The 26,557-nt window shown below is 71.8% G+C and carries 27 protein-coding genes; 8 read left to right on the forward strand and 19 right to left on the reverse strand.

What is annotated here, in order from left to right:
* Positions 1–112 precede the first annotated feature (112 nt).
* The 3 genes from ABN273_RS04185 to ABN273_RS04195 form a co-directional block, all read right to left on the reverse strand.
* Complete coding sequence (locus tag ABN273_RS04185; protein WP_349447279.1) at positions 113–661, reverse strand: exo-alpha-sialidase; 549 nt, start codon at positions 659–661, stop codon at positions 113–115.
* A 5-nt stretch (positions 662–666) separates the two neighbouring features.
* Complete coding sequence (locus tag ABN273_RS04190) at positions 667–1,551, reverse strand: dihydrodipicolinate synthase family protein (RefSeq protein WP_349447280.1); 885 nt, start codon at positions 1,549–1,551, stop codon at positions 667–669.
* Positions 1,552–1,698: 147 nt separating this feature from the next.
* Entirely contained in the window at positions 1,699–2,373 is a 675-nt protein-coding gene (locus tag ABN273_RS04195; RefSeq protein ID WP_349447281.1) for a GntR family transcriptional regulator, read from the reverse strand.
* 167 nt (positions 2,374–2,540) lie between these two features.
* Between ABN273_RS04195 and ABN273_RS04200 the strand changes: the two genes are divergently transcribed.
* On the forward strand, positions 2,541–3,890 hold the full coding sequence (locus tag ABN273_RS04200) for an MFS transporter (RefSeq protein WP_349447282.1): 1,350 nt from the start codon (positions 2,541–2,543) through the stop codon (positions 3,888–3,890).
* Positions 3,891–4,089: 199 nt separating this feature from the next.
* Here the strand turns inward: ABN273_RS04200 and ABN273_RS04205 are convergent, their stop codons facing one another.
* Complete coding sequence (locus tag ABN273_RS04205) at positions 4,090–5,028, reverse strand: RNA polymerase sigma factor (RefSeq protein WP_349447283.1); 939 nt, start codon at positions 5,026–5,028, stop codon at positions 4,090–4,092.
* Positions 5,029–5,127: 99 nt separating this feature from the next.
* Positions 5,128–5,301, reverse strand: coding sequence for a hypothetical protein (locus ABN273_RS04210; protein WP_349447284.1), 174 nt, complete (start codon positions 5,299–5,301; stop codon positions 5,128–5,130).
* Positions 5,302–5,380: 79 nt separating this feature from the next.
* Between ABN273_RS04210 and ABN273_RS04215 the strand changes: the two genes are divergently transcribed.
* On the forward strand, positions 5,381–6,013 hold the full coding sequence (locus ABN273_RS04215; RefSeq protein ID WP_349447285.1) for a TetR/AcrR family transcriptional regulator: 633 nt from the start codon (positions 5,381–5,383) through the stop codon (positions 6,011–6,013).
* A gap of 104 nt (positions 6,014–6,117) precedes the next feature.
* On the opposite strand, the gene ABN273_RS04220 is transcribed toward ABN273_RS04215, so the two are convergent.
* Genes ABN273_RS04220 through ABN273_RS04230 form a run of 3 tightly spaced genes read right to left on the reverse strand, consistent with a single transcriptional unit; the run spans position 6,118 to position 9,653 of the window.
* Positions 6,118–7,518, reverse strand: coding sequence for an AlkA N-terminal domain-containing protein (locus ABN273_RS04220; protein ID WP_349447286.1), 1,401 nt, complete (start codon positions 7,516–7,518; stop codon positions 6,118–6,120).
* A 9-nt stretch (positions 7,519–7,527) separates the two neighbouring features.
* Positions 7,528–8,448: an NAD-dependent epimerase/dehydratase family protein gene (locus tag ABN273_RS04225; RefSeq protein WP_349447287.1), complete on the reverse strand. Its 921-nt coding sequence runs from the start codon at positions 8,446–8,448 to the stop codon at positions 7,528–7,530.
* Between the two features lie 14 nt (positions 8,449–8,462).
* Entirely contained in the window at positions 8,463–9,653 is a 1,191-nt protein-coding gene (locus tag ABN273_RS04230; protein WP_349447288.1) for an MFS transporter, read from the reverse strand.
* 70 nt (positions 9,654–9,723) lie between these two features.
* On the opposite strand from ABN273_RS04230, the gene pdxR reads away from it, so the two are divergent.
* Positions 9,724–11,103, forward strand: coding sequence for a MocR-like pyridoxine biosynthesis transcription factor PdxR (gene pdxR / locus ABN273_RS04235; RefSeq protein ID WP_349447289.1), 1,380 nt, complete (start codon positions 9,724–9,726; stop codon positions 11,101–11,103).
* Between the two features lie 38 nt (positions 11,104–11,141).
* Positions 11,142–12,389 carry a winged helix-turn-helix domain-containing protein gene (locus ABN273_RS04240; RefSeq protein WP_349447290.1) on the forward strand — a complete coding sequence of 416 codons (1,248 nt, stop codon included), beginning with the start codon at positions 11,142–11,144 and terminating at the stop codon, positions 12,387–12,389.
* On the opposite strand, the gene ABN273_RS04245 is transcribed toward ABN273_RS04240, so the two are convergent.
* From ABN273_RS04245 to ABN273_RS04255, 3 genes are all read right to left on the reverse strand, one after another.
* A complete protein-coding gene (locus ABN273_RS04245) occupies positions 12,386–13,576 on the reverse strand; it encodes a hypothetical protein (RefSeq protein WP_349447291.1) in 1,191 nt (396 codons plus the stop codon). The two genes, ABN273_RS04240 and ABN273_RS04245, sit on opposite strands and share 4 nt — an antisense overlap.
* Positions 13,569–14,120, reverse strand: coding sequence for an RNA polymerase sigma factor (locus ABN273_RS04250; RefSeq protein ID WP_349447292.1), 552 nt, complete (start codon positions 14,118–14,120; stop codon positions 13,569–13,571). The genes ABN273_RS04245 and ABN273_RS04250 overlap by 8 nt, the downstream gene beginning before the upstream one ends.
* Positions 14,121–14,186: 66 nt before the next feature.
* The gene (locus tag ABN273_RS04255; RefSeq protein ID WP_349447293.1) at positions 14,187–14,771 is read right to left on the reverse strand and encodes a TetR/AcrR family transcriptional regulator; all 585 of its coding nucleotides are present in this window, start codon (positions 14,769–14,771) and stop codon (positions 14,187–14,189) included.
* A gap of 62 nt (positions 14,772–14,833) precedes the next feature.
* Between ABN273_RS04255 and ABN273_RS04260 the strand changes: the two genes are divergently transcribed.
* Positions 14,834–15,865, forward strand: coding sequence for an FAD-dependent oxidoreductase (locus ABN273_RS04260; protein WP_349447294.1), 1,032 nt, complete (start codon positions 14,834–14,836; stop codon positions 15,863–15,865).
* Between the two features lie 32 nt (positions 15,866–15,897).
* Here ABN273_RS04260 and ABN273_RS04265 read toward each other — a convergent pair whose 3' ends face one another.
* A complete protein-coding gene (locus tag ABN273_RS04265) occupies positions 15,898–16,248 on the reverse strand; it encodes a DoxX family protein (RefSeq protein WP_349447295.1) in 351 nt (116 codons plus the stop codon).
* Positions 16,249–16,361: 113 nt separating this feature from the next.
* Here ABN273_RS04265 and ABN273_RS04270 point away from each other — a divergent pair, with 113 nt between their 5' ends.
* Entirely contained in the window at positions 16,362–16,796 is a 435-nt protein-coding gene (locus tag ABN273_RS04270; protein ID WP_349447708.1) for a MarR family winged helix-turn-helix transcriptional regulator, read from the forward strand.
* A gap of 51 nt (positions 16,797–16,847) precedes the next feature.
* Here ABN273_RS04270 and ABN273_RS04275 read toward each other — a convergent pair whose 3' ends face one another.
* Complete coding sequence (locus ABN273_RS04275; RefSeq protein WP_349447296.1) at positions 16,848–18,269, reverse strand: serine hydrolase domain-containing protein; 1,422 nt, start codon at positions 18,267–18,269, stop codon at positions 16,848–16,850.
* 35 nt (positions 18,270–18,304) lie between these two features.
* Entirely contained in the window at positions 18,305–19,744 is a 1,440-nt protein-coding gene (locus ABN273_RS04280) for an MFS transporter (protein ID WP_349447297.1), read from the reverse strand.
* Positions 19,745–19,976: 232 nt separating this feature from the next.
* Here ABN273_RS04280 and ABN273_RS04285 point away from each other — a divergent pair, with 232 nt between their 5' ends.
* Entirely contained in the window at positions 19,977–21,194 is a 1,218-nt protein-coding gene (locus tag ABN273_RS04285; RefSeq protein WP_349447298.1) for a S1C family serine protease, read from the forward strand.
* A 48-nt stretch (positions 21,195–21,242) separates the two neighbouring features.
* On the opposite strand, the gene ABN273_RS04290 is transcribed toward ABN273_RS04285, so the two are convergent.
* Positions 21,243–21,389 carry a hypothetical protein gene (locus ABN273_RS04290; protein WP_349447299.1) on the reverse strand — a complete coding sequence of 49 codons (147 nt, stop codon included), beginning with the start codon at positions 21,387–21,389 and terminating at the stop codon, positions 21,243–21,245.
* A complete protein-coding gene (locus ABN273_RS04295; protein WP_349447300.1) occupies positions 21,386–22,681 on the reverse strand; it encodes an FAD-binding oxidoreductase in 1,296 nt (431 codons plus the stop codon). Before ABN273_RS04295 ends, ABN273_RS04290 begins: the two co-directional genes overlap by 4 nt.
* A 128-nt stretch (positions 22,682–22,809) precedes the next feature.
* Here ABN273_RS04295 and ABN273_RS04300 point away from each other — a divergent pair, with 128 nt between their 5' ends.
* Positions 22,810–23,700, forward strand: a complete 891-nt coding sequence (locus ABN273_RS04300; RefSeq protein WP_349447301.1) for a sigma-70 family RNA polymerase sigma factor — start codon at positions 22,810–22,812, stop codon at positions 23,698–23,700.
* 61 nt (positions 23,701–23,761) lie between these two features.
* Here the strand turns inward: ABN273_RS04300 and ABN273_RS04305 are convergent, their stop codons facing one another.
* From ABN273_RS04305 to ABN273_RS04315, 3 genes are all read right to left on the reverse strand, one after another.
* Positions 23,762–24,499: a GNAT family N-acetyltransferase gene (locus ABN273_RS04305; RefSeq protein ID WP_349447302.1), complete on the reverse strand. Its 738-nt coding sequence runs from the start codon at positions 24,497–24,499 to the stop codon at positions 23,762–23,764.
* 42 nt (positions 24,500–24,541) lie between these two features.
* The gene (locus ABN273_RS04310) at positions 24,542–26,140 is read right to left on the reverse strand and encodes an outer membrane protein assembly factor BamB family protein (RefSeq protein WP_349447303.1); all 1,599 of its coding nucleotides are present in this window, start codon (positions 26,138–26,140) and stop codon (positions 24,542–24,544) included.
* A 125-nt stretch (positions 26,141–26,265) separates the two neighbouring features.
* Positions 26,266–26,514, reverse strand: coding sequence for a hypothetical protein (locus ABN273_RS04315; RefSeq protein ID WP_349447304.1), 249 nt, complete (start codon positions 26,512–26,514; stop codon positions 26,266–26,268).
* Positions 26,515–26,557 lie beyond the last annotated feature (43 nt).

The raw sequence follows: 26,557 nt of genomic DNA on the forward strand, positions 1-26,557 counted from the left end.
GCTCAATCTTGCCATGTCGTCCGCGGCACATCGGATATTTCCCGGCGGCAAGATCTACGCCACAGCCGAGCGAACCGCCGTCACGGGCGGGGATCCGGGTGGGTGGCCGGGGTCAGGGGCCAGGGTCCGTCGTGCCGTGGTCGACGGGGATCGGGACGCACGTCCAGCTCAGCCCGCCGTCGTCGGAGACGTCCACGAACGGGTCCCAGCGGGGCGGCTCACCCCACCGCTCCGTCGAGCCGGGCGCCAGCCAGCGCCGGCCTCCGGGAGCGAGCAGCGGCGGGTTCCTGACCGGTCCCCGGCCGCCGGACCGATCTCCCGGGACGAGCTCGCGCACCGGCTCCCACGTGGCGCCGGCGTCGTGCGAGCGGGTGACCAGCGTGACCCACTCGGAGATGCGCTCGCCCGCCTTGCAGAACAGCCAGAGTGCGCCGTCGGGGCCTAGTGCGAGCACCGGGTTCCAGTGCGCGACGTTCCTGCCGGTATCCAGGGTGTGTGTCTCCCGGCCCCGGGCGATGCGGAGGCGATTGTCGGGCGTGCCCTCCCTGGTGCCGGCGAACCAGGCGACGACCGGAGTGCCGTCCACCACCGCGAGCGTGGACGCGTGACACTGCGTCCAGCGGGGATCGTCAACGGTCACGAACTCCCGGTGGATCATCATCGCGCTCAGGACGCCAGGACCGTCCCGGCCAGCCGCGCGATGTGCTGACGCATGTCGGGGCCGATCTCGGGGGCGGGCATGCGGAGCGCGCCCGTACCGCGTCCGAGGTGGCTCAGCGCCAGCTTGATGCCCTCCACGGTGCCGCCCAGCGCGGCCAGCACCTCGTCCACCCGCGCCTGGGCGGAACGTTCCGCGTCGGCGTCCCCGCTCGCCACGGCGTCGGCGAGCAGCGCGAACGGCTCGGGGAACGCCGAGGACAGCCCGGAGACGACCCCGGCGCCACCGCCGCGGACGACCTCGGCGAGCTTGGTGTCCGAGCCGGACCACACCTGGGCGGAGGCCGGCAGCGCCGCGCGGTACTCCGCGAACCGCTCGGCCGCCAGGCCGCTCAGCTTGGCCCCGGCCAGCCCGGTCTCGCCGGCCATCGCGGCGAAGTCGGCGGGCTCGACGACCACGCCGGAGCGCTCGCTGAAGAGGTAGCCGTAGACGGCGGCGGGGCCCGCCGCCTCCGTCACCGCGGCGAAGTGCCTGAGCACGGCGCCGTTGTCGGCAGGCAGGTAGTACGGGGTCAGCGCGGCCAGCCTGCGTGCCCCGAGCGCCACGGCGTCGCGGGCCAGCGCCACCGCCTCCCTGGTGGCCGCGGCGCCGACGTGCACCACGACCCGCTCGGGACCGAACACGGCCAGCGCGATCTCGGCGACGGCCCGGCGCTCCGCGCGGTCGAGTGCGGGGAACTCGCCGGTGGTGCCGCACACGAAGACGCCGTCGACACGGCTCGCGAGATCGGTGAAGTGCGCTTTGGTGGTGGCGTGGTCGAGCTCGCCCGCCTCGTCGAAGAAGGTCGGGACGGCGGCGAGGATCTCGCCACGGGGCCGGGTGTTTTCCGGCATGGCAGTGATTTCCGGCAGGGCTGTGTTTTCTGGCATGGCGGGGCCTCGGTTCGTCGGTGATGGTGAGGCACGGCAATGCCTCGGTACGTCATTGAGGGCAGGCGGACGGGACCCGGGGCGGACCCTGGACAGGAGGTGGGGGGCAGGTCAGAGGGCGGGCTGGGCGCGCTCCCGCTCGATCAGCGTCGCGCGGATCCGGGCGCAGGATCCGTCGAGGTGGGCGGTGAGTGCGGCCAGCGCGGCGTCGACGTCGCCCGAGCGGACGATGTCCCTGAGGTCGGCGTGGTCCTGCGCGACGGGCACCAGGTCGCGATCGGTGTTGGTGATCTCCAGCACTGCCGCGAACAACGGCCGGTGCAGCTCCCAGGTGGCGGTGAGCCAGCGGTTGTCGCCGATTGTGTAGAAGCCGCTGTGGAAGTCGAGGTCGGCGGCGGCGAACTTGGCGGCGTCGGAGTCCGCGGCCGCGGCCCGCATCTGCTCGACCGCCTCGTCGATCGGGGTCCAGTCGGCGTCGAGGCGCGCGACGGCCTCCTTGATGGCCAGGCTCTCGAGTGCGCCACGGAGCGAGTAGAGCTCGCGAAGGTCCTGGTCAGACAGGCCGCGGACGAAAACGCCACGCTTGCGCGTCTCCACCAGCCCCTCGATCTCCAGCTGGCGGAGCGCGTCACGGACCGGCCCGCGGCTCACCCCGAAGCGCTCCGCGATCCGGCCCTCGACCAGATGCGTGTCCACACTCAGCTCGCCACGCACGATGAGCGAGCGGAGCTGGACGAGCAGCTGATCTCCGAGCGGTGGGTTGCGCAACGGATTGGTGATCGACACCAGCTCTCCTCTCCTGAGTCTCCGCCCGTCCGGAGACTATCCCGCTCGACTGCACACGGTCAACGTTAACGGATAACCGTTGACGGTTAACCGTCATCCAAGTAATAGTGTGCGACAACTGAACCACTGCGGAAACTCAGCAAGCCGCCAGCAGAAAGGGAGGCGCCATGGTCGCGACCCTTCCGAAGACAGATCTCCGCTACACCTGGAAGGTCACGGCCTCCAGCTTCCTCGGCAACACGCTGGAGTACTACGACTTCCTCGTCTACGGGACGGCCGCCGCCGTCGTCTTCCCCAAGGTGTTCTTCCCCGACGCCAGCGGCTTCGTGGCCACGCTCTCCGCCTTCGGCACGTTCGCCGTCGGCTTCCTGGCCAGGCCGCTGGGCGGGCTGTTCTTCGGCAGCCGGGGCGACCGGCACGGCCGCAAGTCCACCCTGATGGTCACGCTCGTCGTGATGGGACTCAGCACCATCCTCATCGGGCTGCTGCCGGGGTTCGGCACGATCGGGATCTGGGCTCCCGTCCTGCTGGTGGCGCTGCGGTTGCTGCAGGGGTTCGCGGTCGGCGGCGAGTGGGGCGGCTCCATGATCATCGTGCTGGAGTCGGCGCCGCCGAACCGGCGCGGATTCTTCAGCGCCTGGCCCAACACCGGCGGCTTCTCCGCGCAGATCCTCATCACCGGGATCTTCGCCTACATCTACACGCTTCCCGAAGATCAGCTGCTGAGCTGGGGGTGGCGGATCCCGTTCCTGCTGTCGGCCGTGGTGCTCGTCGTGACGTTCTGGATGCGGCGCAGCCTGAAGGAGACCCCCGTCTTCACCGAAGCCGTGGCCGCGGACAAGGAGAGCGAGACGGCCGCGGCGGAGCCCGAGCGCCCCAAGCGCGGGCCGATCCGCACGATCTTCGTGGACGACTGGCGCAACCTGTTGCTGATCATCGGCCTGCGGTTCGCCGAGTCCACGCCGTACTTCCTGCTCACGGTTTTCGCGCTGTCCTACGGCACCAGCGCGCTCGGGCTGGAGAAGACCCAGCTGAACAACGCGATCCTCATCGCCGCCGTGCTCTCCTTCGTCAGCCACGGCGTGTTCGCCGCGATCTCCGACCGGGTCGGGCGGCGGCCGATCTACTTCTTCGGCGCCGTCGTGGTGTTCGTCATGGCCTTCCCGTTCTTCGCCCTGCTGCACAGCGGGTCGATGGTGCTGATCGTGCTCGGGTACGTGCTGGTGCTCAACTTCGGGCACAACGCCATCAACGCCATCCAGCCGGCGTTCTTCGCCGAGCTGTTCCCCGCCGAGCGCCGCTACACGGGTGCCGCGGCGGGCCGCGAGATCGCCTCCATCTTCGCGGGCGGCCTGACCCCGTTCATCGCCACGGCGCTGGCCGGCAAGGACGGCTCCCGCTGGCCGCTGGTCGCCGCGTACGTCATGATCGGCGCCCTGATCACGATGTTCGCGGTCTACAAGGCGCCGGAGTCCTTCCGCCGCGACCTCAGCGCCACCGGCGAGAGCGTGCGCTGATCAGAACTCCCGCTGATCGGCTACGACCGCTCCCGCAAGAACCCCCACCAGCAAGTACGGCCCGGACACCGGACAGCATCCCGCGACCGCGCAGACCCTACAGCATCCTCACCGACATCACGATCTTCGAGAAAGGGATCGCCTCACGCCCGCGGCACTGAACGCAACAGCATTGAACACCACGTTCCCAGGACTCGGATCAGTTGAGGTAGTCCCGCAGGGGCATGGCGCGGCTCGGGTGACGCAGCTTGCTCATCGTCTTGGCCTCGATCTGCCGGATGCGCTCCCTGGTGACGCCGTAGACCTTGCCGATCTCGTCGAGAGTCTTGGGCTCGCCGTCCGCCAGGCCGTACCGCAGCGCGATGACGCCCGCCTCCCGCTCGGTGAGGCCGCCCAGGACCTCCAGGAGCTGTTCGCGCAGCAGGTCGTGGCCGATGACATCCGTAGGGTCGCCGGCTTCGACGTCCTCGATGAGGTCGCCGAGCTCGGTGTCGCCCTCGTCGCCGAGTTGAAGGCTCAGGGAGATCGGCTCCCGTGCGTAGCCGCGGATCTCCCTGACCTTCTCGGCGGTAAGCTCCGCACGGAGACCGATCTCCTCGTCTGAGGGCTCACGGCCGAGTGACTGGAACAGCTCGCGCCGCGCCCGGTTCACCTTGTTGATCAGCTCGGTCATGTGGACCGGGATGCGGATTGTGCGGGACTGGTCGGCCAGCGCCCGGCCGATGGCCTGCTTGATCCACCAGGTGGCGTAGGTGGAGAACTTCAACCCCAGCTTGTGGTCGAACTTCTCCACCGCCCGCATCAGCCCCATGTTGCCCTCCTGGATCAGGTCGAGCATGGGCAGGCCGCGTCCGGTCTGGCGTTTGGCGATCGAGACAACCAGGCGCAGGTTGGCCTCGATCATCTGGTCCTTGGCCAGGCGGCCGTCGGCAGCGATCCACTCCAGGTCGGCGCGGTCCTGCGAGGACAGGATGTGGCACTCGCGGTCGAGGCGCTCCTGGGCGAACAGGCCGGCCTCGATGCGCTCGCCGAGCGCCACCTCCTGGTGGGCGTCGAGCAGCCGGATCTTGCCGATTTGCTTGAGGTAGTCCTTGACCGGGTCGGTGGTCGCGGTCGTGGTGGTGGCGACTGCTGCCATGGGCACCTCCTGCGGGTGAGCGGACGAGCGGCGGGTGGCGGCGGTGCGGATGAAGGCCAGTTCAGCTCCTGGCAGGTGACGTGGTTGGTGGCGTTGAGGTCAGTACGCGCCGCGCCTGGGGGCGGCGCTGGGGCGGCGGGTGAGATACGGCTGCGCCGTGGGGTTCAGGTCACGGGCCGGTGTGACGTGGCGGCACGCCGACCTCGGGTTGTCACGACGAGCGGTGGCGGCGGTGATGGAGGCGGGCAGTTTGATCTGGATCGGCTCTCGCACGTCAAGGCCTTTCAGGTGGATGAAACTTACTATGGTGGTAAGATTATGCCCAAGGCATGCAACCGTCAAGAGGAATTTTATGTCCGACGTAAAAATCTTGGGCCTGCGGGAGCTGAAGAAGCGAGAGACCCGTCAGGAGATCTCCGACCAGGCCACCCGCCTGTTCATCGAACATGGCTTCGAGGAGACGACGATCGCCGAGATTGCCGAGGCCGCGCGGGTCGCCAAGAAGACCGTCACGAACTACTTCCCACGCAAGGAGGATCTGGCCTTCGACCACCACGAGGAGTTCGTGGCCACGCTGGCCGAGATCGTGGCCGGCAGGTCGCCGGGCGAGTCCGCCCTCGCCGCGCTCAGGAGGGTCTTCATGGAAGCGGCCGAACGGCAGGATGCGATGCTCGGGTTCACCCGTGACGGGTTCGCGCGGATGATCGTGGAGTCGCCGACGCTCGTGGCGCGCCTGCGCGAGCTGCTGGAGCAGCGGGAGGAGACCCTGGCTCGGGTGCTGGCCGCGGAGACGGGCGACCAGGCAATGGTGCCCCGGGTGGTGGCGGCACAGCTCGCCGCCCCCTACCGGGTCCTGCTCGGTCAGATCATGGAGCTCACCTTGGAGGGGCTGGACAACGCGCGGATCGCCGAGATCGTGGCAGAGTCCGCGCGCGAGGTGTTCGATCTCATGGAGCCGGCGTTCGGGAGCTATGCGGTGCGCTGAGACCAGGTCACCTGGGCCACCGTTGCTGAGCGACTCCCGCCGGGTGGGGGTGAAGAGCCGACAGCGCGGTCAGTAGCGCTCATCGACGCTGCTCGACGTGCTGGTCACCCTGTTCGATGTCTGTGGCGGACGGCGCTGCCGCTGCCGGTCAAGCTCGCGTCACCGTGGGCCATCAGATGGACCGCCGCCAGTGACCGCCACCGCTTCTCGCAGGTGGCGGGGTCGAACCCGAGGTCTGCCAGCGCGGCACGGAGGGACGCGTCGCCGAGCGGGAACGCCTCGCGGTTCCCGAGCCGGAAGGCCAGGTCGTGGCTCAGGTCGCGATCGGCGTAGGGCAGGGTGACCGGCGCGTCCGGGCCGGTGCCGTGGCCGAGCGCACCGTGCCCCTGGCCGACCGCCCCGTGTTCGCGGCCGACGTCGGCCGCCAGCGCCCCGATCAGGGCCGCTTCCTCCTCCGTGACGTCGGCCTGGATGATCGCGGCGGCCTCGGGAAAGGTGTGCGTGAGGCCGCCAGGCAGCCCGGGCACCCTCGTCCCCAGGCTGGTCACGATCGCCCCGAGCCGGTCCGCCGCCTCCCGCGGAGTCCTGCCGCGCCCGAGCACCGCCCGGACGGCGGCCTCCAGAGCACTCCACGCCGTCGGCACGGCCAGCCCGGGACGCGCCCGCACCAGCGGGCCGAGCACCGGATCGGCCGACAGCGCCGCCACCCCCGCCGTGTGGTCGGTGTCCACGCCGAGCATCCGCCCCACCTGCCCCACCACGTGGATCAACCCCTCCCAGTACGGCAGGTGGGCACGGAGCAGCAGGTGCCCGCCGCCGCCCGGCGACACCTCCAGCACGCCCGGCGCGCCCTCCACGGTGATCGTGCGGCGGTAGGTGTCGCCGTCCACCTCCTCGACCCCCGGCACGGCCCGCACGCCGAGGAAGTCCCGCACGGCGGCCCAGTCGTAACCCGGCACGAACGGCAGCCGCAGCACCAGCCCGCCGTCGGCGACCAGCCGGTCGGCGCGCCGCCGCCGGTCGCGCAGGTCGGTCGGCGAGGCGTGGAACACCTCGCGCATGATCCGGTTGAACTGCCGCAGGCTCCCGAACCCCGAGGCGAAGGCCACGTCCAGCACCGTCAGATCGGTGTCGTCCAGGAGGCGCCGGGCGAAGTGCGCCCGCCGCGAACGGGCCAGCTGGTCCGGGGTCGCCCCCAGATGCTGGACGAACAGCCGGCGCAGGTGCCGCGGCGACATACCCATCCGCGCCGCCAGCGCCGCCTCGGTGCCGTCGTCCAGCACGCCGTCGATGATCAACTGCCACGCCCGGCACACCAGCTCGGGCGCGCCGGCCGCGATCGGCGCGGCCACCCGGTAGGGCCGGCAGCGCAGGCACGCGCGGAACCCGGCGGCCTCGGCGGCGGCCGGGTGCCCATACGTGCGCGTGTTGCGGGCCAGCGGCTTGGCGCCGCATCCCGGCCGGCAGTAGATGCCGGTGGTGACGACGGCGGAGTACGCGGTCATGCCCCAGGTCTACGTCACCCGCGGCCCGTTCACCGGCCGGATTCGGACAACCTGGCCCGTGAACCCGGTGCGCCAGGTGGCGTGCCGGGGCGTCCACCCGAGAGAGCGGGCGAGGGCGTTGTCGGCGCCGCGCTGCCAGCCGGCCCGCCCGCTGGTGGGAGCGGGGGCCGGAGCGCCGACGGCGGCGGCCAGCGCGGGCAGCCATTCGCGGGCGGGGGCGGGCTCGTCGTCCACGACGTTGACGGTCCCGCTCGGCCAGCGGAGCGCCGCGACGGTGGCGGCGGCCGCGTCCTCGACGTGCACGAAAGAGGTGACCCCGTCGTCGGCGGCCAGGCCGCTGAGGAAGACCGAGGCCGGGTCGCCGGTGGGGCCGCCGTTACGCAGAACGTCCGCCACGAGTCCGCCGGGCCGGTACCACGTGCCCGGTCCGTAGAAGAGGCCGTAGCGGAGCACGACGTGCTCCGCCAGCTCGGCGACGGCGCCTTCCAGGGCCTGGATGCCGCCGATCACGTTCGAGCGCGGCGCCGGCGCGGTCACGTCCAGGGGCGTGTCCTCCTTGGCGGGGCCGTCGCCCGCCTCGTACGCCCAGGCGATGGACTGCGCGACGATGCGGAGCACGCCGGCGCGCTTGGCGGCGTCGACCAGGTTGCGGGTGCCGATCCGGCGGATGCGGCTGTTGTCGGCGGAGGTGCCGCCGTTCAGCGCGGTCAGCTGGTGGACGATCGCGTCGGGGGACGCGTCGGCCACGGCGCGGGCCACCGCCTCGGCGTCGAAGACGTCCAGCCGTACGGCGGTGGCGCCCTGGGCGCGCAGCCGGTCGAGGCCGGATTCGGTACGTGAGGTGCCCGTGACGCGGTGACCGGCCGCGATCAGCTCAGGGACGAGGAAACGACCGATGGCGCCCGCGGCGCCGGCGACGAAGACATGCATGATGGTTCCTTACGTTACGAGACGCGAACGGTGGCGGAAGCGGCCGTACGGTCGGCGAACCACAGGGCAGCGCCGATCGCGCACAGCACCACGCCGGTGACCGCGACGCCTGTCCAGCCGCCGCGGTTGAAGATCGGCGCCGCGATGCCGCCGCCGAGGGTTCCGCCGAGGAAGTAGGACGTCATGTACGCCGTGGTCACCCTGGACCTGATCCCCGGCGGGTAGGCCAGCAGGCGGGCCTGGTTCAGCACGTGCACGCCCTGCACCGCGGCGCTGGAGAGCGCGACGCCGGCCATCAGCGCCACGAGCTCGGCGCCGGTGCCGGTGAGCGTCCAGGACGCCGCCGTCAGCAGCACCAGCGCGCCGGTCGCCCGGTGCGCCAGCCCGCGATCGTGCAGCCGGCCGACGCCGTGCGCGACCAGCGCCCCCGCGGCGCCGAGCAGCCCGAACAGCCCGATCGCGCCGGGGTCGTACCCGTACGGGGGGCGTGACAGCAGCAGCGGCAGCGCCGACCAGAGCAGCTGCGTGCACGCGAAGGCCAGGAAGCCGAACGCCATCCGCCGCCGCAGGAACCCCTCCGACCTGATCAGCCCGGCGATCGAGCCGAGCAGCATCGGGTAGCTCATGGTCGCGGTGACCGGCAGCCTCGGGAGCCGGGCCCGCAGCACCAGCGCGAGCAGCGCGATCAGTGCCGCGGAGCCGCCGTACACCGCCCGCCAGCCGGCGACCTCCTGGACGGCCCCGGCGACCGTACGGGCCAGCAGGATGCCGATGAGCAGCCCGGTCATGAGCGTGCCGACGACGGCCCCGCCCGCGTTCCTCCTGTCCAGGCTCGCCGCGAGCAGGATGAGCAGGCTGATCGCCGAGCCCGCCACGCCGATCACGGTCAGCGCGGCCATCAGCGCCCACACGCCGGGGGCGAGGGCCGCGACGACGAGCGCGGCGGCGTTCACGGCCAGCAGGCAGACGATCAGCGGGCGGCCGGTCACCCGGTCGCCGAGCGGCACCAGGAAGGCCAAGCCCAGCACGTATCCGAGCTGCGCGAACACCACCGCGAGCCCCGCCACGTCCGACGAGACCCGGAAGTCCACGGCGAGGTTCGGCAGCAGCGGTTGCGCGTAATAGAGGTTGGCCACGATCAGTCCGCACGCCAGCGCCATGAGCAGGCTCAGGCCGCGGGAAAGCCCAGGTTGATCGACATTCACCCGGCCAGGCTAGGAGGCGATCAGCCCATTACCATGGACCAGTTGCCGGCCTGGAAATTGGACCAATTCGATGACGGAGTCACTTGGGCCCGAGCTCCTGCTGGACCTGCCCGGCTGGGGTTCCCGCCGCGGGGCGGTGGAGGAGGCGCTGCGTACCGCGATCCGCGACGGGCGGCTCGTGGCCGGGACGCGGCTGCCGTCGAGCCGGGATCTCGCCTCCCAGCTCGGGCTCTCGCGGGGGACGGTGACGCAGGCGTACGAGCAGCTGGTCGCCGAGGGCTGGCTGACGGCGCGGCAGGGCTCGGGCACCCGGGTGGCGGAGGGCGCCGCGGAGTCCCGCGTCGTGGAAGGCCCGGCGAAGGCCGCCGTGCGACCTTCGCCGCGTCACGACCTGCGGCCCGGACGCCCGGACGCGTACGCGTTCCCCCGCCAGGCGTGGGCCCGCGCGATGCGGCACGTCCTCAGGCAGGCGCCGACCGAGGTGTTCGGCTTCGGCGATCCACGCGGGCGCATCGAGCTGCGTACGGCGCTGGCGTCGTATCTCGGCCGGACCCGCGGCGTCCGCATCGACCCCGCCGGCCTGATCGTCTGCTCGGGATACACGCAGGCGCTCGGCCTGCTGGCGGAGGTCTTCGCCGAGCTGGGCGTGCGTACGGCGGGCATGGAGGACCCGGCCATGGACGACCACGTCCGCCTCCTCGCCGGCCGCCTGCGCGTCGCCGACATCCCCGTCGACCGCGCGGGCCTGCGTGTGGACGCGTTGCGCGCGTCGGGCGCCGAGGTGGCCGTCTGCGCGCCGGCGCACCAGTTCCCGCTGGGGATGAGCATGACGCCGGAACGCCGGTCGGAGCTGCTGGCGTGGGCGGACGACAACCTCGGGTGGGTCGTCGAGGACGACTACGACGGCGAGTTCCGCTACGACCGGCATCCGGTCGCCGCGCTCCAGTCCCGCCGCCCGTCCCGCATCGTGTACGTCGGCTCGACCAGCAAGACCCTCGGCCCCGCCGTACGACTGGGCTGGATCGCCTGCCCGCCCCTGCTGCTCGAGCCCCTGACGGAGGCCAAACGCCGAGCCCGGGAGACCCGCCCGCTGGACCAGCTGGCCCTCACGCGCATGATCGACATGGGCGACTACGACCACCACCTGCGGACCGTGCGCCGCGGTTACCGGCTGCGCCGGGACACGCTGGTCGCAGCCGTGCGGTCCGGCCTGCCCGGTGCCCGCGTCCGCGGCATCGAGGCGGGCCTGCACGCCGTGCTCGAACTCCCGTCGGGCCGCACGGAGCAGGCCGCGCTGGAGGCGTTGCGCGCGGCCTCGGTCGACGCTCATTCGCTGGGCCGCTACCTGCGCAGCGATCGGCACCCGCCGTCGCTGGTCGTCGGATACGCCACGCCGCCGGCCCACGCCTACCCGGCCGCGATCGGCGCGCTGATCCGCGCGCTCGCGTGAGACCTCCGTCGAACTCTTTTTCGATTACACTGCTGGCCATGCCGAACCCCCTGGCCCTCAGCCTGGAGACCGCGCGCCGGCTGGCCGTGACCTGTCAGCATCTGGCCGGGCCGCGGCCGGGCGGCGGCGTCGAAGGGCTGCGGCAGGTGCTGCGCACGTTGCGGTGCCTGCAGCTCGACCCGATCAACGTGGTGGCCCGCAGCCACCTGCTGGTGCTCTGGAGCCGGCTCGGGACGTACGACCCCGCCGACCTCGACACGTTGTTGTGGAAGGACCGGTGGCTCTTCGAATACTGGGCGCATGCCGCCTCCATCGTGCTCGCGGAGGACTATCCGATCCACCAGGTCATGATGCGCGGCTACCCGCGGGGAGAGTCGGCCTACGCGCAGCGGGTCCGTGACTGGCTGGCGGCCAACGACGAGCTGCGGCGACACGTGCTCGACCGGTTACGTGCGGCGGGGCCGCTGCCACCCGGGGCGTTCGACGACCGCGTGAGCGTGGCCTGGCAGTCCAGCGGGTGGACCAACGGCCGCGGTGTCGAGCGCATGCTGGACTTCCTGTGGCTCCAGGGCCACATCGTGGTCGCGGGCAGGGCCGGCCGCACCCGCCACTGGGACCTGGCCGAGCGCCGGCTGCCCGAGTGGGCCAGCGCCACGCCGCTGCCACGGCGGGAGGCGGTGTCGCTGGCGGCCGAGCACGCCCTGCGGGCGCTCGGCGTGGCCCGCGCCGCCGACGTCGAGCGCCACTTCATCCGCGACCGCTATCCGGGCCTCGCCGAGATCCTGCGGGAGCTGGAGAGCTCGGGCCGCGTCGTGCCCGCCGAGGTCGAGGGCGGGCCGGAGCGCTGGTACGTGCACCGCGACGCCCTGGGCCTGCTGGAGCGGGACTGGCAGCCGCGCACCACGCTGCTGTCGCCGTTCGACAACCTCATCTGCGACCGGGCCCGCACCGAGCGGCTGTGGGGCTTCGAGTTCCGCACGGAGATGTACGTGCCCAAGGCCAAGCGGCGCTACGGCTACTACATCATGCCGATCCTGCACGGCGAGCGCCTGGTCGGCCGGCTCGTGCCGCGCCTGGACCGCCGCCGGGGCGTGCTGGAGATCGAGGGTTTGTTCCCGGAGCCGGGCTTCCCCGGCGACGAGTCGTCCGCCGGGGCCGTCGGCGAGGCGGTCGCCGGGCTTGCCGCGTTCGCGGGAGCACGCGAGGTCTCCTACGCGGACACCGTCCCAGCGCCCTGGCGGCCCGGCCCAAGACCCCGCGAACTATCGGCAATCATGCGCGACTAGGGCATGCTACGCACGGCGCGGCAGCCGCGCGGCCGCTCGGGGCGGTCGTCGGTCCAGCCGGACCCCGGCGCCCATGCCGTGTAGCGCATGACCGCCCCCTTGGGGAGCCCCTCGGTGCTCTCCCCCGCCGCCGTGACGTCCGCGAGGATCATGCCCGTCCGCAGGTCGAGGATGGTCGTATGGTGCTCGGTCACCTCGTCGTCCTTGCCGAACTCCGCGAAGGACGGGTCGCCCTTGATGAAGTCCACCTCCAGGCCAGGCCGTCCCAGCGGGTCGGCGGCCCGGCCCCGCACGGTGGTCGTCGGCAGGTCGGCGAGCAGGCGCAGGACGGCGGCCCTGGCCGCGGGCCTGATCGCCATTTCCAGCAGGTGGCGGGAGCGGGGGAGCACCTCGTCGTCCGTCTGCTTGCCGGGCCTGCCCAGGTCCCAATGGGCGCGCACCCAATCCCGCAGCCCCCTGTCGTCGGTGGGCAGGGCGGCGAGCTCCGCCATGGTGAGGTCGCCGAATCGCCGGTCGCCGAGCACGCCGTCCGGCTCGACCGCGCGCGTGTACCGGCAGTCCACGCGCTTGGCGCCCATCGGCACCTTCGGGCAGTCGGCCGCTCGGGTGCCGGGCGTGCACACCCTCTGGACCTTGGCGGGTGAGCCGGCCGCCCGCCACGCGCGCTCGTCCTCGGGGGTCGCCGGACGCAGTCCTGACTCCTCGTGCTGCGTCTGGACGGGATCCTTCGGGTCATGAGGCTCCCAGAACTCTGATCTCGGCGTGCCCAGCGCGTTGAAGGTCTTGCCGCCCGCCCGCACCCGGACCAGATAGTCGTCCACCAGTGACTTGCGCCAGTACGCGCCGCTGTCGTCCGGCAGCTTCGCGACCTGGTCCGCAAGCCGGCGCAGGGCGTCATTGCCGCGGGCCGGCGCCAGCACGGGCGGGGGTACGGGTACGGCGGTCATGTTCGACACCAGCGTGACGACGGCCATGACGACTGCGATCGTGACCACAGCTGTCCCCAGTGTCCAGCCCCACCGGAAGCGGCGCCGTACCGGCCGGAACCTCAAGGACGGCCGGGTCAGCTCGTGCTGGGCGGCGGAGAGCTGGGCGGCGGAGAGCCGGGAGCGGGCCCGCTCCACCACCTCGGCCGAGGGCGGCGGCGCGTCGGGCAACGATCTGGCCAGCAGGTCGAGCTCATCCATGGGACTCCTTCAGGGGGTTGACTTCGCCGAGCGCCTTGCGGAGCTTCTTGCGCGCCCGGTTGAGCCGGGACGCGACCGTGCCCACCGGGATCTGGAGGGCCGCGGCGACCTCGGCGTGGCTGAGCTCGCCCAGCGCGCTCAGCAGGACCACGTCGCGGTCCCCGCGGTTGAGCCCGGCCAGCGCCTCCGCGAGCCTCCCGGTCAGCTCGCCCGCCGCCACGCGGGACAGCGCGGCGTCCTCGGGGTCGTGCTCGGCGCGCTCGGCGGCCCGGCTGAGCGCCTTCCACCTGCGGATCTCGGTACGGCGATGCCGCGCGACGAGGTGGGTGGCGATGCCGTACAACCACGGTCGCACCCCGCCGCGGGAGGCGTCGTACCCGCCTCGGTACGCCGCCAGGAACACCTCGGCGGCCAGATCGTCAGCGGTGTCGTCCGACAGCCGTCTGGCGATGTAGCGGTGGATCTCGGTGAAGTGCGCGTTGAAGATCTGCTCGAAGCCGGCCCGTGGATCGGGGGGAACGGTCAGATCGGGGGGAACGGCCATGCAGGCGTCTCCGCTGGGTCGAGTGAACGACGGTCACCCCTTCTTGCCCGAAGCGCCACCAGACTTTCACGACATGGCGTCACTCGGCCGGCCGTAGACGGAGTCCAGCAGATCGCGGGCGAAACCGACCGGGTCGTCCAGGCCGGCGGCGGCCAGGGTCCGCGGGCCGGCCGCGAGCAGGTGCGGGATCGCCGCATGCAGGGCCAGGGTGACGGTGCGGGCGCGCTCCGGCGTGACCGGCAGGCCGGCGGCCCGCTGCGCCTCCTCGAAGGCGATGAAGTCGGCCTCCGCGATGGCGTCCACGATGTCGGCCAGCCAGGGCGCGCGGGCCGCCTCGGCCTGGAGCTCAAGGTAGGCGAGCAGACGTGGCCGCCCGGGGCCCGCGACGTCGGCGAGCAGCGTGCTCATCATGGCCACGAGCGTCCGCCTGTCGCCGGGCACCGGCCTCGGGACGTCGCGGTAGAGCTCCACGCAGCGCTCGGCGACCGCCCTCAGCAATGCCTGCCTGGTCGGGAAGTAGTTCTTGGTGGTGCCCAGAGGAACGCCCGCGGCGGTGTCCACAGCCCGATGAGTCAGCCCGCGCCCGCCCTGCTCGGCCAGAACCTCGATGGCCGCGTCCTGCAACCGTTTCCGACGATCTTGATTTCCCACAGATGCGATTTTACCCCAATTATGGTACCACAGTTGTGGTATCACTCATGGAGGAGGGCGTCATGTCGGGATCGGCGGTTGTGGTGGGCGCGGGCGTGGGCGGCCTGGCGACGGCGATCGGCCTGCGCCGGGCCGGCTGGCACGTCAAGATCCTCGAACGCCGGGCGGAGCTGGAGCGGTACGGCACGGCGTTCGGAATCCACCCCACCGCACAGGCGGCGCTCGACCGGCTCGGAGTCGGTGACGCCTTTCGCGTGCGGGCGCTGCCGTACCGCGACGGGCGCATCCGCACACCGGACGGGAAGGTGATGGCGAGTCTGCCGCTCGAGCGCATCGAGCGCAGGGCGGGACGGCCGGAGCTGCTGATCTCGCGACCGTACCTGCTGGACGCGCTACTGGCGGCGCTGGACGTGCCGGTGGTCTTCGACGAGAACGTCTCGGACGCGGCCGCCCTGGCCGAGGAGCACGACCTGATGGTGGGCGCCGACGGGATCAACAGCGGCGTGCGCACCGCTCTGTTCGGCACACGTAGCGGCGTCCGGCATGTCGGCACGGTCACCTGGATCGGCGTCGCCGACTTTGAGACGGGCCTCTACGGCGAGACCTGGGGCCGTGGGCGCTTCTTCGGCATGACCCCGATCGAGCCGGGCCGCACCAACTGGTACGCCGCGGTGCCGGCCGCGACCACAGCCGCTGACCTGCGCGACCATTTCGCCGGATGGCACGACCCGATCCCGCGAATCCTGGCCGAGACGGATCCTGCCTCGTGGATCCGGTACGAGATGCGGCATCTGTTCCCCGCACTGCCCACGTTCGTTCGCGCCGGCAAAGTGGCGCTGGTCGGTGATGCCGCCCACGCCATGACGCCCAACCTCGGGCAAGGGGCGTGCACGGCCATCCTCGACGCGGAGGCCCTCACGCGGGCGATCGCCCGGTACGGTGCGGCCGACCTGCCGTCGGCCCTGCGCGCGTACGACTCCGAGCGCCGCCGCAGCGCTCAGCGGGTCGCCTTCGGCTCCCGGACCCTGCACCGCTTCGTGAGCACCGAACGCTCCCGGCTACGCGACTCCCTGGTGCGCCTGGTCCCTGCCTGACCAGCCGTCACCCCGGCGCCCGCCCTTCACCGTCAGAGGGAGGCGAGCCGCAGGACCAGCGCAGCCACCGACGGAACGAACATGATGAACGCGTTGGGCATGCCCTTGAAGTCACCCTTGACCAGGTGCGTGCCCAGCGCGCCGACGAAGTAGAGCACCACGCCGACGGCGGCCGCGATGCCGAGCGGCGCGTACCAGATCCCGATCACCACGCCTGCCGCGCCGGCGATCTCGCACGCCGCCAGGAACGGGAACAGCCCCAGCGGCACGCCCAGCCCGGTGAGCCCGGTCACGATGCGCTCGCTGCGGCTGAGCTTGGCGTATCCCGACGCGCTGAGCGCGATCGCCAGCAGGACCGCGATGACGGCATAGGCAATGAACATGGTCGGCTCCCAACAGTCGTCGATGCAGCACCGTGGAGCTTAGCAAATCGTTGAGAACTCTCAACTATTGTTTCCCGAGGATGATTTGAGGTACTGCTAGAGTTTTGGGGGTGATGGTCGATCGTCCCGGCTTGGCGCTCGCCCTCTCGGGCCAGATCGCCAACACGCGGATCAAGAAGGCGCTGGCCCAGCACGGGCTCAAGCCTGCCCACGGCCATGTGCTCATGCTGCTGTCCGATCAGGGCGCCACGAGCCAGCAGTCGCTCGTGGAGACCCTCGGCGTCGATCCCAGCATGGTGGTCGCCATACTCAACGACCTCGAGAGCAACGGGCTGGCCGAGCGGCGCCGCGACCCCGCCGACCGCCGCCGCCACATCGTCGAGATCTCCGCCGGCGGCAAGGTCATGGTCAACGGCATCCACGACGCCATCGCCGCCGTGGAGTCCGCGCTCTTCGCCGACCTCGACAGCGAGGAGATCAGCACCCTGCAGCGCCTGCTGTCCCGGATCAACACTTCCATCGACGAGACCGCCTGCACCGAAGACTGACCCGCCGGGTCTCGCCGCCCGGCGAGACCCAGCGGGTCAGGATCGACAACCTCAACCGGACACTTTCGGCGTGGCGCGCATGCCGACGTAGCACACCGGAGTTCCGCCGGGCAGGGTCGAGAAGACCACAGGCATGTAGTCCTCGCTGAAGGACGTGCCGGCGCCCGAGGCGGCGAACACCGTCTCCGAGACCGCGGTCAGCTCCGACTCCAGCGGCGGCGACAGGTCCTTCATGCCGTCGACGAACTCGTACCGGATCCGGTCGGGTGAGACGGTGATGACGACGCCCTCGCGCTTATACGTGCCCACGTACGGCGTCATGTCCACCGCGGGCGGATCGGCCGGCGGGCCGAACGGCTCCGGCATGCGTACCCCGGCCAGCTCGCCGAGGAGTTCGCGGAACAGGGCGGCGTACAGCTGCCTGGCCCCGCCCCCGTTGGTCATCAGCGCGACGGCCACGCCTGCTTCCGGAATGACGCGCAGGTAGGCGTACTGGCCGATGGCGGCGCCGTCATGGCCATAGCCGAAGACACCATTCCAGTCGTACAGGGTCCAGCCCAGGCCCCAGCCGTCCGCGCTGACGGTCCACTTGTCCGGCACGTCCACCTCGCGCCGCTGCATGGCGGCGACCGCGTCGGCGGGCACGACGCGCGTGCCGTCGGGGGCCAGGCCACCGGCCAGGTGCATCTGGGCGAAGCGGACGAGGTCGCCGGACGAGGTGATGATCCGGCCGGCCGGGCCCGCCGAGCGCGGCATCATGTCCCAGACCGGCGCCGGGTCGGGGTCCTGGCCCGGCTCGCCCAGGTGGCTCATCGCCACCTGGAACCGCAGCGCCTCCTCCGGCAACGTCACCGAGCGCGCCAGCCCGAGCGGGGTGCAGATCATGTCCTTCAGCGCCTGGTCCCAGGTCTTGCCGGTCAGCACCTCGACGAGGCGGGCCAGCACGACGTAGCCGAGGCCGCCGTAGGAGACCGCGATCCCCGGCGGGCAGTCCAGGGCCACGTCGCGGGCGGCCTTCACGTACTCGGCCAGGCAGTCGTCTCCCCGGCCGGAGTCGTGGTTGAAGTCGTTGGTGACCCCGCCGGTGTGGCTGAGCAGCTGGCGCACGGTGATCACCTTGGTCGCCGCCTCGTCGGGAGTGGCGAACTCGGGCAGCACGTCCACCACCCGCGTGTCGAGGTCCAGCTTTCCCTCCCCGACCAGCTGCATCACCAGCGTCGCGGTGTAGACCTTGGCGATCGAGCCGGACAGGAACACCGAGTCGGGAGTCACCGCCACGCCCGTGCCCCGGTGCAGCACGCCGCTGGCCAGCTCGTAGACCTTCCCGCCGGTCAGCACGGCCAGGGTCGCGCCCGGCACGTGGTGGGCGGCGCGCAGCTCGTCGAGCCGGTGCTGCCAGCGCTCGGGGTAGAAGCTCCGCCCGGCCGAGTTCAGCGCTCCCCAGTCGCCCGTGGCGTTCCAGTTCGTGTTCACGATCTTTCTCCTTGCTCTCAGGTGTCTCAGGCGTCTTAGGAAAGGGCGGTCTTCTTGGGCATCACCAGCAGCGCCAGTACGGCGGCCGCCACCACGCCGGCGGCGCTGATGAGGAAGGCGGCGGACATGGCCGCGGTGAAGGCTTCGCGGGCGGCCTGCGCGATCCCGGCGTCGCCGAGGCCGAGCGCGCTCCCGATCGAGAGCCGGGCCGCGTCCGGCGCGGTCGCGGGCATGGCCGTGGTGTAGGAACTCGCCAGCACGCTGCCCAGGACGGCGATGCCCAGCGCCGCACCGGCCTGCTGGATGGTGTCGTTCAGCGCCGAGCCGACGCCGGCGTGCTCGGCCGGGATCGTCCCCATGAGGGCGGAGACCGCCGCCGGCATGGCCAGGCCGCCGCCCGCGCCCATCAGAAGCAGCGCCACGGCCGCGGTGACGAGGCCGCTCGACGGGTCCATGGTGCTCAGCAGCCCGAATCCGGCGGCGCTCGCGGCGAAGCCGGTGACGATCAGCGTCCGGTTGCCGACCTTCGAGCCGAGGGCGGCGCCCAGGGTGTTGCAGGCCAGCGAGGCGACGGCCATCGGGATGAAGGCCAGGCCCGACTGGGTGGGTGTGTAGCCGAGCACGAACTGCAGGTACTGGGTGAGCACCAGCAGCAGCCCGCCGTTGCCGACCTGGACCAGGGTGAGCGAGAAGCTGCCGCCGCTGAAGGTGCGGTTGCGGAACAGGCGGAGCGGGACCATCGGGTGCGGCGTACGCAGCTCCCAGACCACGAACCCGGCGAGCGAGACGACGGCCACGGCCAGCGCCGGCACGGACAGGCCGTGCGGCAGCTCGATGATCGTCCAGACCAGGGCCGACATGCCGGCCACCGACAGGACCGCGCCGAGCGGGTCGGGCCTGGTCTGCCGGCCCTTGGACTCGGGCATGAGCACCAGAGAGGCGACGATCGCCAGCGCCGCGATCGGCACGTTGATCAGGAAGACCGCACCCCACCAGAACCACGCGATCAGCGCTCCGCCCAGCACCGGCCCGCCGACCAGGCCGACCATGGCCACCGCGCTCCAGGCGGCCATCGCCTTGCGCCGCTCCTGCTCGTCGAACACGGTGATCAGGATGGACAAGGTGCTCGGCATGATCAGCGCGCCGCCGACGCCCATCACCGTACGGGCGGCGATCAGCAGCGCCGGATCGGCGGCGTAGGCGGCCGCCAGCGAGGCCACGCCGAACAGCGCCAGGCCGATGACCATCACCCTGCGCCTGCCGTACCGGTCGGACAGGCTGCCCGCCGTCAGCAGCAGCCCGGCGAAGACCAGGATGTACGAGTCCAGGATCCACTGGACGTCCTGCGCGCTCGCGCCCAGGTCGGCGGTCAGCGGCGGGATCGCCACGGACAGCACCATGTTGTCGACCACCAGCACGAGCGTGCTGAGGCATAGCACCACCAGGATCAGCCAGCGGCGTGAACTTGTGTACATCGGAACCTTCCACGGTGTATGTGCGTACGTCGCTCCCTAATGCGAACACTGTACGCATGAGAGTCTGATGTGCGCAAGTTCGCTGCTGGAAAACACATCCGACCGGCGCGGGTCGGCGCTGCCTGCGGCGATAAGGCCGGTGTCAGGGCGCGCCGGGCGAGGGGATCTACGGCTTAATCAGGACTTACTCGCCCTTCGCCACTCTTGTGTCATCGGGACTCTAGGAGATGACATGGACGCGAACGCGCCTCGCGAGGACAACGCCGGCGGCTGGACCCAGTTCGGTGACAAGCCGCCCACAGCCGGGAGCTTCACCCGTCCGGCGCCGGTGCTCCCGCCGCCCCCTCGTGGGGACGGGCGGGCGGGGTTCGTGCTCAGCCGCAAGGCGATCGCCGGGCTCGCGCTGGCCGCCGTGACGGCCTTGACGGCGGCGGCGCTCGGGGGCGGTGCCGTGGGCGCGTACGTGGCGGAGGGCGCGCGCCCGGCGCCGACCATCACCACGAACGTGGCCAGCCCGGTGTTCCGCACGGCCTCGGGCCAGCTCACGGTCGCGCAGGTGGCGGAGAAGGTGCAGCCGTCGGTGGTGATGATCCAGGGGCAGAACGCCGAGGGGTCCGGCGTGGTGCTGTCGGAGGACGGGCTGATCCTGACCAACAACCACGTCGTGGCCGGGCAGGGCGACCAGTTGACGGTGAAGTTCAGCGACGGCAAGACCGCCAAGGCGAGCGTGGTCGGCACCGACCCGGCGACCGACCTCGCCGTCATCAGGGCGGCGGACGTGTCAGGGCTGGCCAAGGCCACGCTGGGCGACAGTGACCAGCTCAAGGTGGGGGACGACGTACTGGCCATCGGCAGCCCGCTCGGGCTGGACGGGACGGTGACGTCGGGCATCATCAGCGCGCTCGACCGTACGGTGACCGCCGGCGGCGGCCAGGACCAGCAGCTCCCGCCGGGCTGGGGCCGGCAGGGACAGTCGGCCGAGACGACCACGCTCGGCGGCATGATCCAGACGGACGCGGCGATCAACCCCGGCAACTCGGGCGGCGCCCTGGTCAACGCGGCCGGCGAGCTGGTCGGCATCAACAGCGCGGTCGCCGCCGACGGGGTCAACCTCGGCTTCGCGATCCCGGTGAACACCGCCAAGCAGGTCTCCGAGCAGCTCATCAGCAAGGGGAAGGTGAGCCACGCGTTCCTCGGGGTGAGCGTCACCGACGCCACCGGCGACGTGCCCGGCGCGCTGATCCGCCAGGTGACCGCGGGCAGCCCGGCGGAGAAGGCCGGGTTGAAGCAGGGCGACCTGATCACCAAGATCGGCGAAACGCCCGTTCAGGGCGGTGACACGGTCGTCGGGCAGGTCCGCGGGTTCAAGGTGGGCCAGCAGGTGGAGGTCACATACCAGCGGGACGGGAAGACCAGCACGGTGACCGTGACCATGCAGGAGAAGAAGTAGCAGCCCGCCGAGCGCCGGGAGCCTCGGCGGCTCCCGGCGCTCGGCCTTTCACGTGGCCGCGCGGTGGACCGCCGCCGCCAGCCGGTCGTGCTCGGGGAACGACCAGCCGAAGGCGAAGCGGCGCCGGGTGTAACCGAACGCGATCCCGCTCCGGGGGACCTCCTCGAACCCGTCCGCGACGGTCCCGCGAATCATGCGCTGACCGGGAAGTTCGCGCGGAACACGCCCTGCGGGTCGCGGGCTTGCTTCAGCTCACGCAGCCGGGTCAGGGTCGGCTCGTCGAAGGCGTGCGCCGCCCGCTCCCCCGGGGTCAGGAACGTGTACGGCTTGCGCCCGACGGCACCGAGCTCCGCCGACAGCTCGTCCCGCTTGGCGGCGACCGCGTCCCTGAGCTGCGGCAGCCCCAGGCCGAGCAGATACAGCAGGTACGGCTCCGCGACCGCCCCCCGGGCACCGGCGCCGGGCCGCGCCTCGGCCAGCGCGCCGCCCAGGTGCCGCACCTGGATGTTGATCAGCGGCTCCACCGGCGTGCCGAGCAGGACCCGCTCGTCGAGCTCGCCGAGCAGCTCGGCCCGCGACATCGCCGGAGCCGGGTCGGTCGGCTCGGCGGTGATGTCGCCCAGGTTCGCGACCGGCAGCTCGGCCCGCTTGTCGGCGATCGCGCCGTCCACCTTGTTTAGATCGGCCAGCAGTGCCTTGCCGTCCGCACCGTCGCCCAGGTAGGCGGCGTCCACGGCGACCATGGGCGGCGCGTCGGGGAACTGGAACCGGTGGAACCAGACCGACAGCTCTCTCGGCGCCGTCTCGGTGATGCGCTGGAACGCCTCGAACACCTCCGCCGCACGGGTGCCCGGCCACATCACGCGCCCCCCGTACAGGGCCGGGGCCGGATGCAGGTCGAACTCGACCGCCGTCACCAGCGCGAAGTCGCCCCCGCCGCCGCGCAGCGCCCAGAACAGGTCCGGATCGGAACCGGCGGTGACCCGTGACCGCTCGCCGTCGGCGTCCACGACGTCGAAGGCACGCACGGAGTCCGACGCCCATCCATATTTCCTGCCGAACCAGGACAGCCCGCCGCCCAGCGTGTAGCCGACCACGTTGATGCCCGGCATGCTGCCGGCCAGTCCGGTCAGGCCGTGCGGCCCGGCCGCCTGCTGCACCTGCGTCCACCGCACACCCGCGCCGGCCCTGGCCACGCGCTGCCCTGGGTCCACCTCCACGCCGTCGAGCCTGCCGGTACGCAGGAGGATCACACCGTCGGTGTCGCCGGAGGCGCCGTGGCCGTTGGGCTGTGCCGCCACGCTGAGCCCGGCCTTGCGGGCGTACCGCACCAGGGCGGCCACGTCGTCGGCGTCCGCGGCCGTGACCACGGCGGCCACCGGCTGGGCGACCGTCAGGTTCCACGCCCTGGCGGCGCCCTCGAACTCGCCGTCGCCCGGCAGCAGCACCTCACCCTGTACGGCGTTCCGCAGATCGTTGAGTGTCATCGTCTCCCTCTCAGTTGTGGTTCGGGTCTATGACGACGCGAGGGGCGAGAAGGTGACGTCCGCCTTTCGGTCACCATTGACGGGTCTGTTTCGTCAGTGGGGTAGGAGCCCCGATCGAGGATGTGACCGTGAACACCGACGACTTCCTGGCCAGCCGGTTCGAAGAACACCGCAGCCATCTCAAGGCGGTGGCGTACCGGATGCTCGGCTCGCTCGCCGAGGCCGACGACGCCGTTCAGGAGTCGTGGTTGCGGCTCAGCCGTACGGACTCGCGTGAGATCGACAATCTGGGCGGCTGGCTGACCACGGTCGTCGGCCGGGTCTGCCTGGACATGCTCCGCGCGCGCACCTCGCGGCGGGAGGACCTGCTGGAGCAGCGGCTGCCGGACCCGGTCATCAGCCCCGAGGACGGGGGCGACCCCGAGCAGCAGGCGCTGGTCGCCGACGCGGTGGGGCTGGCGCTGCTCGTGGTGCTGGAGTCGCTGAGTCCCGCGGAACGGCTGGCGTTCGTGCTGCACGACATGTTCGCGGTGCCGTTCGAGCAGATCGCCACGATCGTGGACCGCACTCCGTCCACGGCCAAGAAGCTCGCCAGCCGGGCGCGCCAGCGCGTGCGGGGTACGGTGCCGCTGCCGGACCCCGACCCGAGCCGGCAGCGCCAGGTCGTGGACGCCTTCCTGGCCGCCGCTCGCGGCGGCGACTTCGAGGCGCTCCTCTCCATCCTCGACCCCGACGTGGTGGTGCGCGTGGACGCGGGCGCCGTGGCGAAGGGCGGCATGTGGACGATCACCGGCGCGGCGGCCGTGGCCGGTCAGATGGCCAACTTCAAGCGGTTCAGCACCGTCTACGCGGCGGAGCCGGTGCTGGTGAACGGCGTTGTCGGGCTCGTCGGCAGGCAGAACGGGGAGGTGCGGTCGGTGCTGAGCTTCTTCGTCACGGATGGCAGGATCGCCGCCCTCGACATCCTCTCCGACCCGGACCGCCTCGCCCAGCTCGTCCTGATCCCACCGGCCGAGTGAGCACCGGCATCTGCAGCACACCCCACCTCAGCGGGACGTCCGCCGACCGGGGCACACGGCCTCAGCGGAGGGAGATGTGGAGGACCTCGCCCACCTTGCGGTAGCCGACGCGGGCGTAGACGCGCGCGGCGCCGTCGTCGGCGGGCGTGAGGAACGGGGCGGTGATCCCGGCAGCCGCGCCCTCGCGGGTCAGGAGCGCCGTGACCGCCCCCGCGATGCCGCGCCGCCGGTGCGAGACCCGTACCGCGATGCCCGCCACCTCGGCGACCCCTCGGTGCGGACGGCCGAGCTGACCGGCGCCGACGACTTCCTCGCCGTCCACGGCGGCGGCGACCAGGCCGCCGCCGTCGAGGATCCGCCGGAGCCGCGCGACGTCGTGCCCGGTGGCCTCCGGCGCCCCGAACGCCTCGTTCATCACGCGCGCGACCTGCCAGAGGCCGGCGTCGTCGGTGACGAGCCCGACCCGTACGTCCACCGGTGTGTCCACCACCTCGTCCGGCGGGCAGACCAGCAGCGGGTAGCGGCCCTCCACGGTGAACCCGGCCGCGAGCAGGGCGTCCGCCACCTTCGGGGCCGCCTGCGGCACGTACTCGAGCCGGGGCGTCCTGGCCCGCCCGCGGAAGGCCGCGACCAGCGCGGCGATCTCATCGGCTGTCGGCGCGGCGTCGTCGTCGGGGATGGCGTAGTTGAACGGGAGCGCGTCGTCATGCTCGTCGAACCGGATCACGAACGGCCCGGACCGGACAGCCCGATCCCCCGCCGCCGACCTGAGATAGGCGTGCACATCGGCACCGAACAAGCGTGGCTCCTCTCCTCGAACAAGGATGTACACGTTACTCGGTCAGGTCAGGCCGACGATCGTGGCGCTCGGGCTGAAGGCGACCACGACGGCCCCGGCGGCCGGGAGGAGTGTGAACCGGCCCTCGCGCCCGTCGAAGTCCATGTCGAACGGGATGTCCGTGCCGCCCGCCGCGCCCCAGGGCACGACGTGCGCGGTGACCGTCGTCGAGGTCTGGACGGTCGCCGTCACCTCCGCCACGACCATGCTGTCCTTCAGCGGGAGGAAGCCCCTTCTCCAGCCGGGACGATCGCCCTGGTCCGGCGTAGGGGCACTGCGCGCCCCGCCGCCGCGGTACGGCTCCCGGCGATACTCCGCGCGCCCGCCCTCGTACGCGGGCGTGAGCACGTGGCCGTGGGCGGTGAAGCGGTCCAGCATGGTCTCGCTCCCGGCGGCGTCCTTGACCGCCTTCCCCGTCCGCTGGTCCAGCACGACATCCTGCTCACCGGCCTCGCCCGCGATCCGCAGCCGCACGGCGCTGAGGTCGTAGGAGGGGATGATCTCCACGTAGCCCGACTTGTCGCTCTCGTACTGCCACACCTCGGTGCCGTCGGCGGGGTCGAGGCCGGTCACCACGGTCTCCTCACCGCAGTCGGACACCACCGCGACGATTTCACGCAGCACCGCGTACGGTTTCGCCAGCCGGCGGTCCACGTGGCAGCCCTTCCGTACGGGACGCTCCCAGACATGCCTGGCGGGATCCGCCAGGTCCCTTCCGATCATCGTGCCGTCGCGGGAGACGCCGACGAGGCCGTGCGAGGCCGGATCGGTGTCCGCGAAGGGCCGCCCGGCGTGCTCGGCGCGCACTTCGCCGGTGCGGGCGTCCAGCACCACCGTGCGCCCCCTGGTCCGCTCCGTCCCCGTCGCCTGGCCGAAGGTGAGCACCATGACGCTGCCGTCAGGGGCGGCCGCCAAGCCGGTGGCCGCCGCGGCGGGCCTGCGGTAGTGCCACCGCTCGCGGCCCGTCCGGGCGTCCAGCGCCACGACGCCGTCGCCGATCCGCACCAGCGCGTTGCCGCCCGCGACCGCCACCTGCTTGGCGGGGGTGCCATCCGGCACCTTCCACCGCCAGGCGAGCCTGCTCACCGACCCGGCCACGGCCGCCTCAGGAGAGGCTCCCCCGCCCGCGGTGACGGCCTCGACCGGCAGCGTCGCGCCGGCCAGCGACATCGCGGCCAGCACCGCCGCCGCGGCGGCCAGCCCCGTGCCCAGGCCCGCGAAGGGCTTGACCGTGAAGTCGGGTACGACCACCGCGATCAGGACGATCCCGGCCGCGGCGGCCACGAGGCCGGTGCCGAAGAGGAGCTCACCCTGCTCGGGAAGCCCGCCGGCGAACGTCCGCTGCACCCGTCCAGCCCCGTACAGGGCCAGCGGCACGGCGACGAAGGCCACGGCGACGGCCCGCACGCGCACGGTGACCTGCGCCTCGACCAGCCAGGGATCGTCGCCCTCCGCGCGCGCCGTCACGCGCGCCAGCCGGACCACGTCGGCCACCAGCCACGCCAGCAGCCCGAGCGCAAGCAGCAGCCCGAGGTTGATCAGGATCGGCAGCTCAACGGGTAACGATCGCCGCAGGAAGTGCCCCCATCCGGCAGCCCCCACCCCGGCCAGAGCTATCCCTGGCCCTAACCATCCCTTCCCCACGATCTGTGCAACGCGCTTTCTGACAGGTAGGTTCCACTACCAGATAACAATCGAGTCATCACGGTCTGACCAGCGCGGTACTGTCAGTCGCCCAGATCGCGGGCGACGTTGTCCAGCCGGATCGCCAGGTCCTCCAGGGCCTGGTCGGACAGGTCGCCCTCGGGCACCCGGGCCGCGATCTCGTCGCGGCGCGCGATGACCAGCGGCTTGTGCGCATCGTCTATCTCGTCCGCGGGCAGCACCACGCACTCGCCACGGACGTACACCAGCGTGGCGTCGGGATGCTCCGACTGCAGCAGGTGGCGAACGCATTCGCAATCGATGAGAGACATCTCCGCTCCTCTGCCCCGGACTGGACCTCAGCAGGGCGCTTAC

The sequence above is a fragment of the Nonomuraea sp. B19D2 genome (assembly GCF_040137845.1).
Lineage (GTDB): Bacteria > Actinomycetota > Actinomycetes > Streptosporangiales > Streptosporangiaceae > Nonomuraea.

Coding starts and splice junctions, on each gene's coding strand:
- ABN273_RS04185 (WP_349447279.1), bottom strand. CDS start 661: ATGATGATCCACCGGGAGTTCGTGACCGTTGACGATCCCCGCTGGACG.
- ABN273_RS04190 (WP_349447280.1), bottom strand. CDS start 1,551: ATGCCGGAAAACACCCGGCCCCGTGGCGAGATCCTCGCCGCCGTCCCG.
- ABN273_RS04200 (WP_349447282.1), top strand. CDS start 2,541: ATGGTCGCGACCCTTCCGAAGACAGATCTCCGCTACACCTGGAAGGTC.
- ABN273_RS04205 (WP_349447283.1), bottom strand. CDS start 5,028: ATGGCAGCAGTCGCCACCACCACGACCGCGACCACCGACCCGGTCAAG.
- ABN273_RS04215 (WP_349447285.1), top strand. CDS start 5,381: ATGTCCGACGTAAAAATCTTGGGCCTGCGGGAGCTGAAGAAGCGAGAG.
- ABN273_RS04220 (WP_349447286.1), bottom strand. CDS start 7,518: ATGACCGCGTACTCCGCCGTCGTCACCACCGGCATCTACTGCCGGCCG.
- ABN273_RS04225 (WP_349447287.1), bottom strand. CDS start 8,448: ATGCATGTCTTCGTCGCCGGCGCCGCGGGCGCCATCGGTCGTTTCCTC.
- pdxR (WP_349447289.1), top strand. CDS start 9,724: ATGACGGAGTCACTTGGGCCCGAGCTCCTGCTGGACCTGCCCGGCTGG.
- ABN273_RS04240 (WP_349447290.1), top strand. CDS start 11,142: ATGCCGAACCCCCTGGCCCTCAGCCTGGAGACCGCGCGCCGGCTGGCC.
- ABN273_RS04245 (WP_349447291.1), bottom strand. CDS start 13,576: ATGGATGAGCTCGACCTGCTGGCCAGATCGTTGCCCGACGCGCCGCCG.
- ABN273_RS04250 (WP_349447292.1), bottom strand. CDS start 14,120: ATGGCCGTTCCCCCCGATCTGACCGTTCCCCCCGATCCACGGGCCGGC.
- ABN273_RS04260 (WP_349447294.1), top strand. CDS start 14,834: ATGTCGGGATCGGCGGTTGTGGTGGGCGCGGGCGTGGGCGGCCTGGCG.
- ABN273_RS04265 (WP_349447295.1), bottom strand. CDS start 16,248: ATGTTCATTGCCTATGCCGTCATCGCGGTCCTGCTGGCGATCGCGCTC.
- ABN273_RS04270 (WP_349447708.1), top strand. CDS start 16,362: ATGGTCGATCGTCCCGGCTTGGCGCTCGCCCTCTCGGGCCAGATCGCC.
- ABN273_RS04280 (WP_349447297.1), bottom strand. CDS start 19,744: ATGTACACAAGTTCACGCCGCTGGCTGATCCTGGTGGTGCTATGCCTC.
- ABN273_RS04285 (WP_349447298.1), top strand. CDS start 19,977: ATGGACGCGAACGCGCCTCGCGAGGACAACGCCGGCGGCTGGACCCAG.
- ABN273_RS04290 (WP_349447299.1), bottom strand. CDS start 21,389: ATGATTCGCGGGACCGTCGCGGACGGGTTCGAGGAGGTCCCCCGGAGC.
- ABN273_RS04295 (WP_349447300.1), bottom strand. CDS start 22,681: ATGACACTCAACGATCTGCGGAACGCCGTACAGGGTGAGGTGCTGCTG.
- ABN273_RS04315 (WP_349447304.1), bottom strand. CDS start 26,514: ATGTCTCTCATCGATTGCGAATGCGTTCGCCACCTGCTGCAGTCGGAG.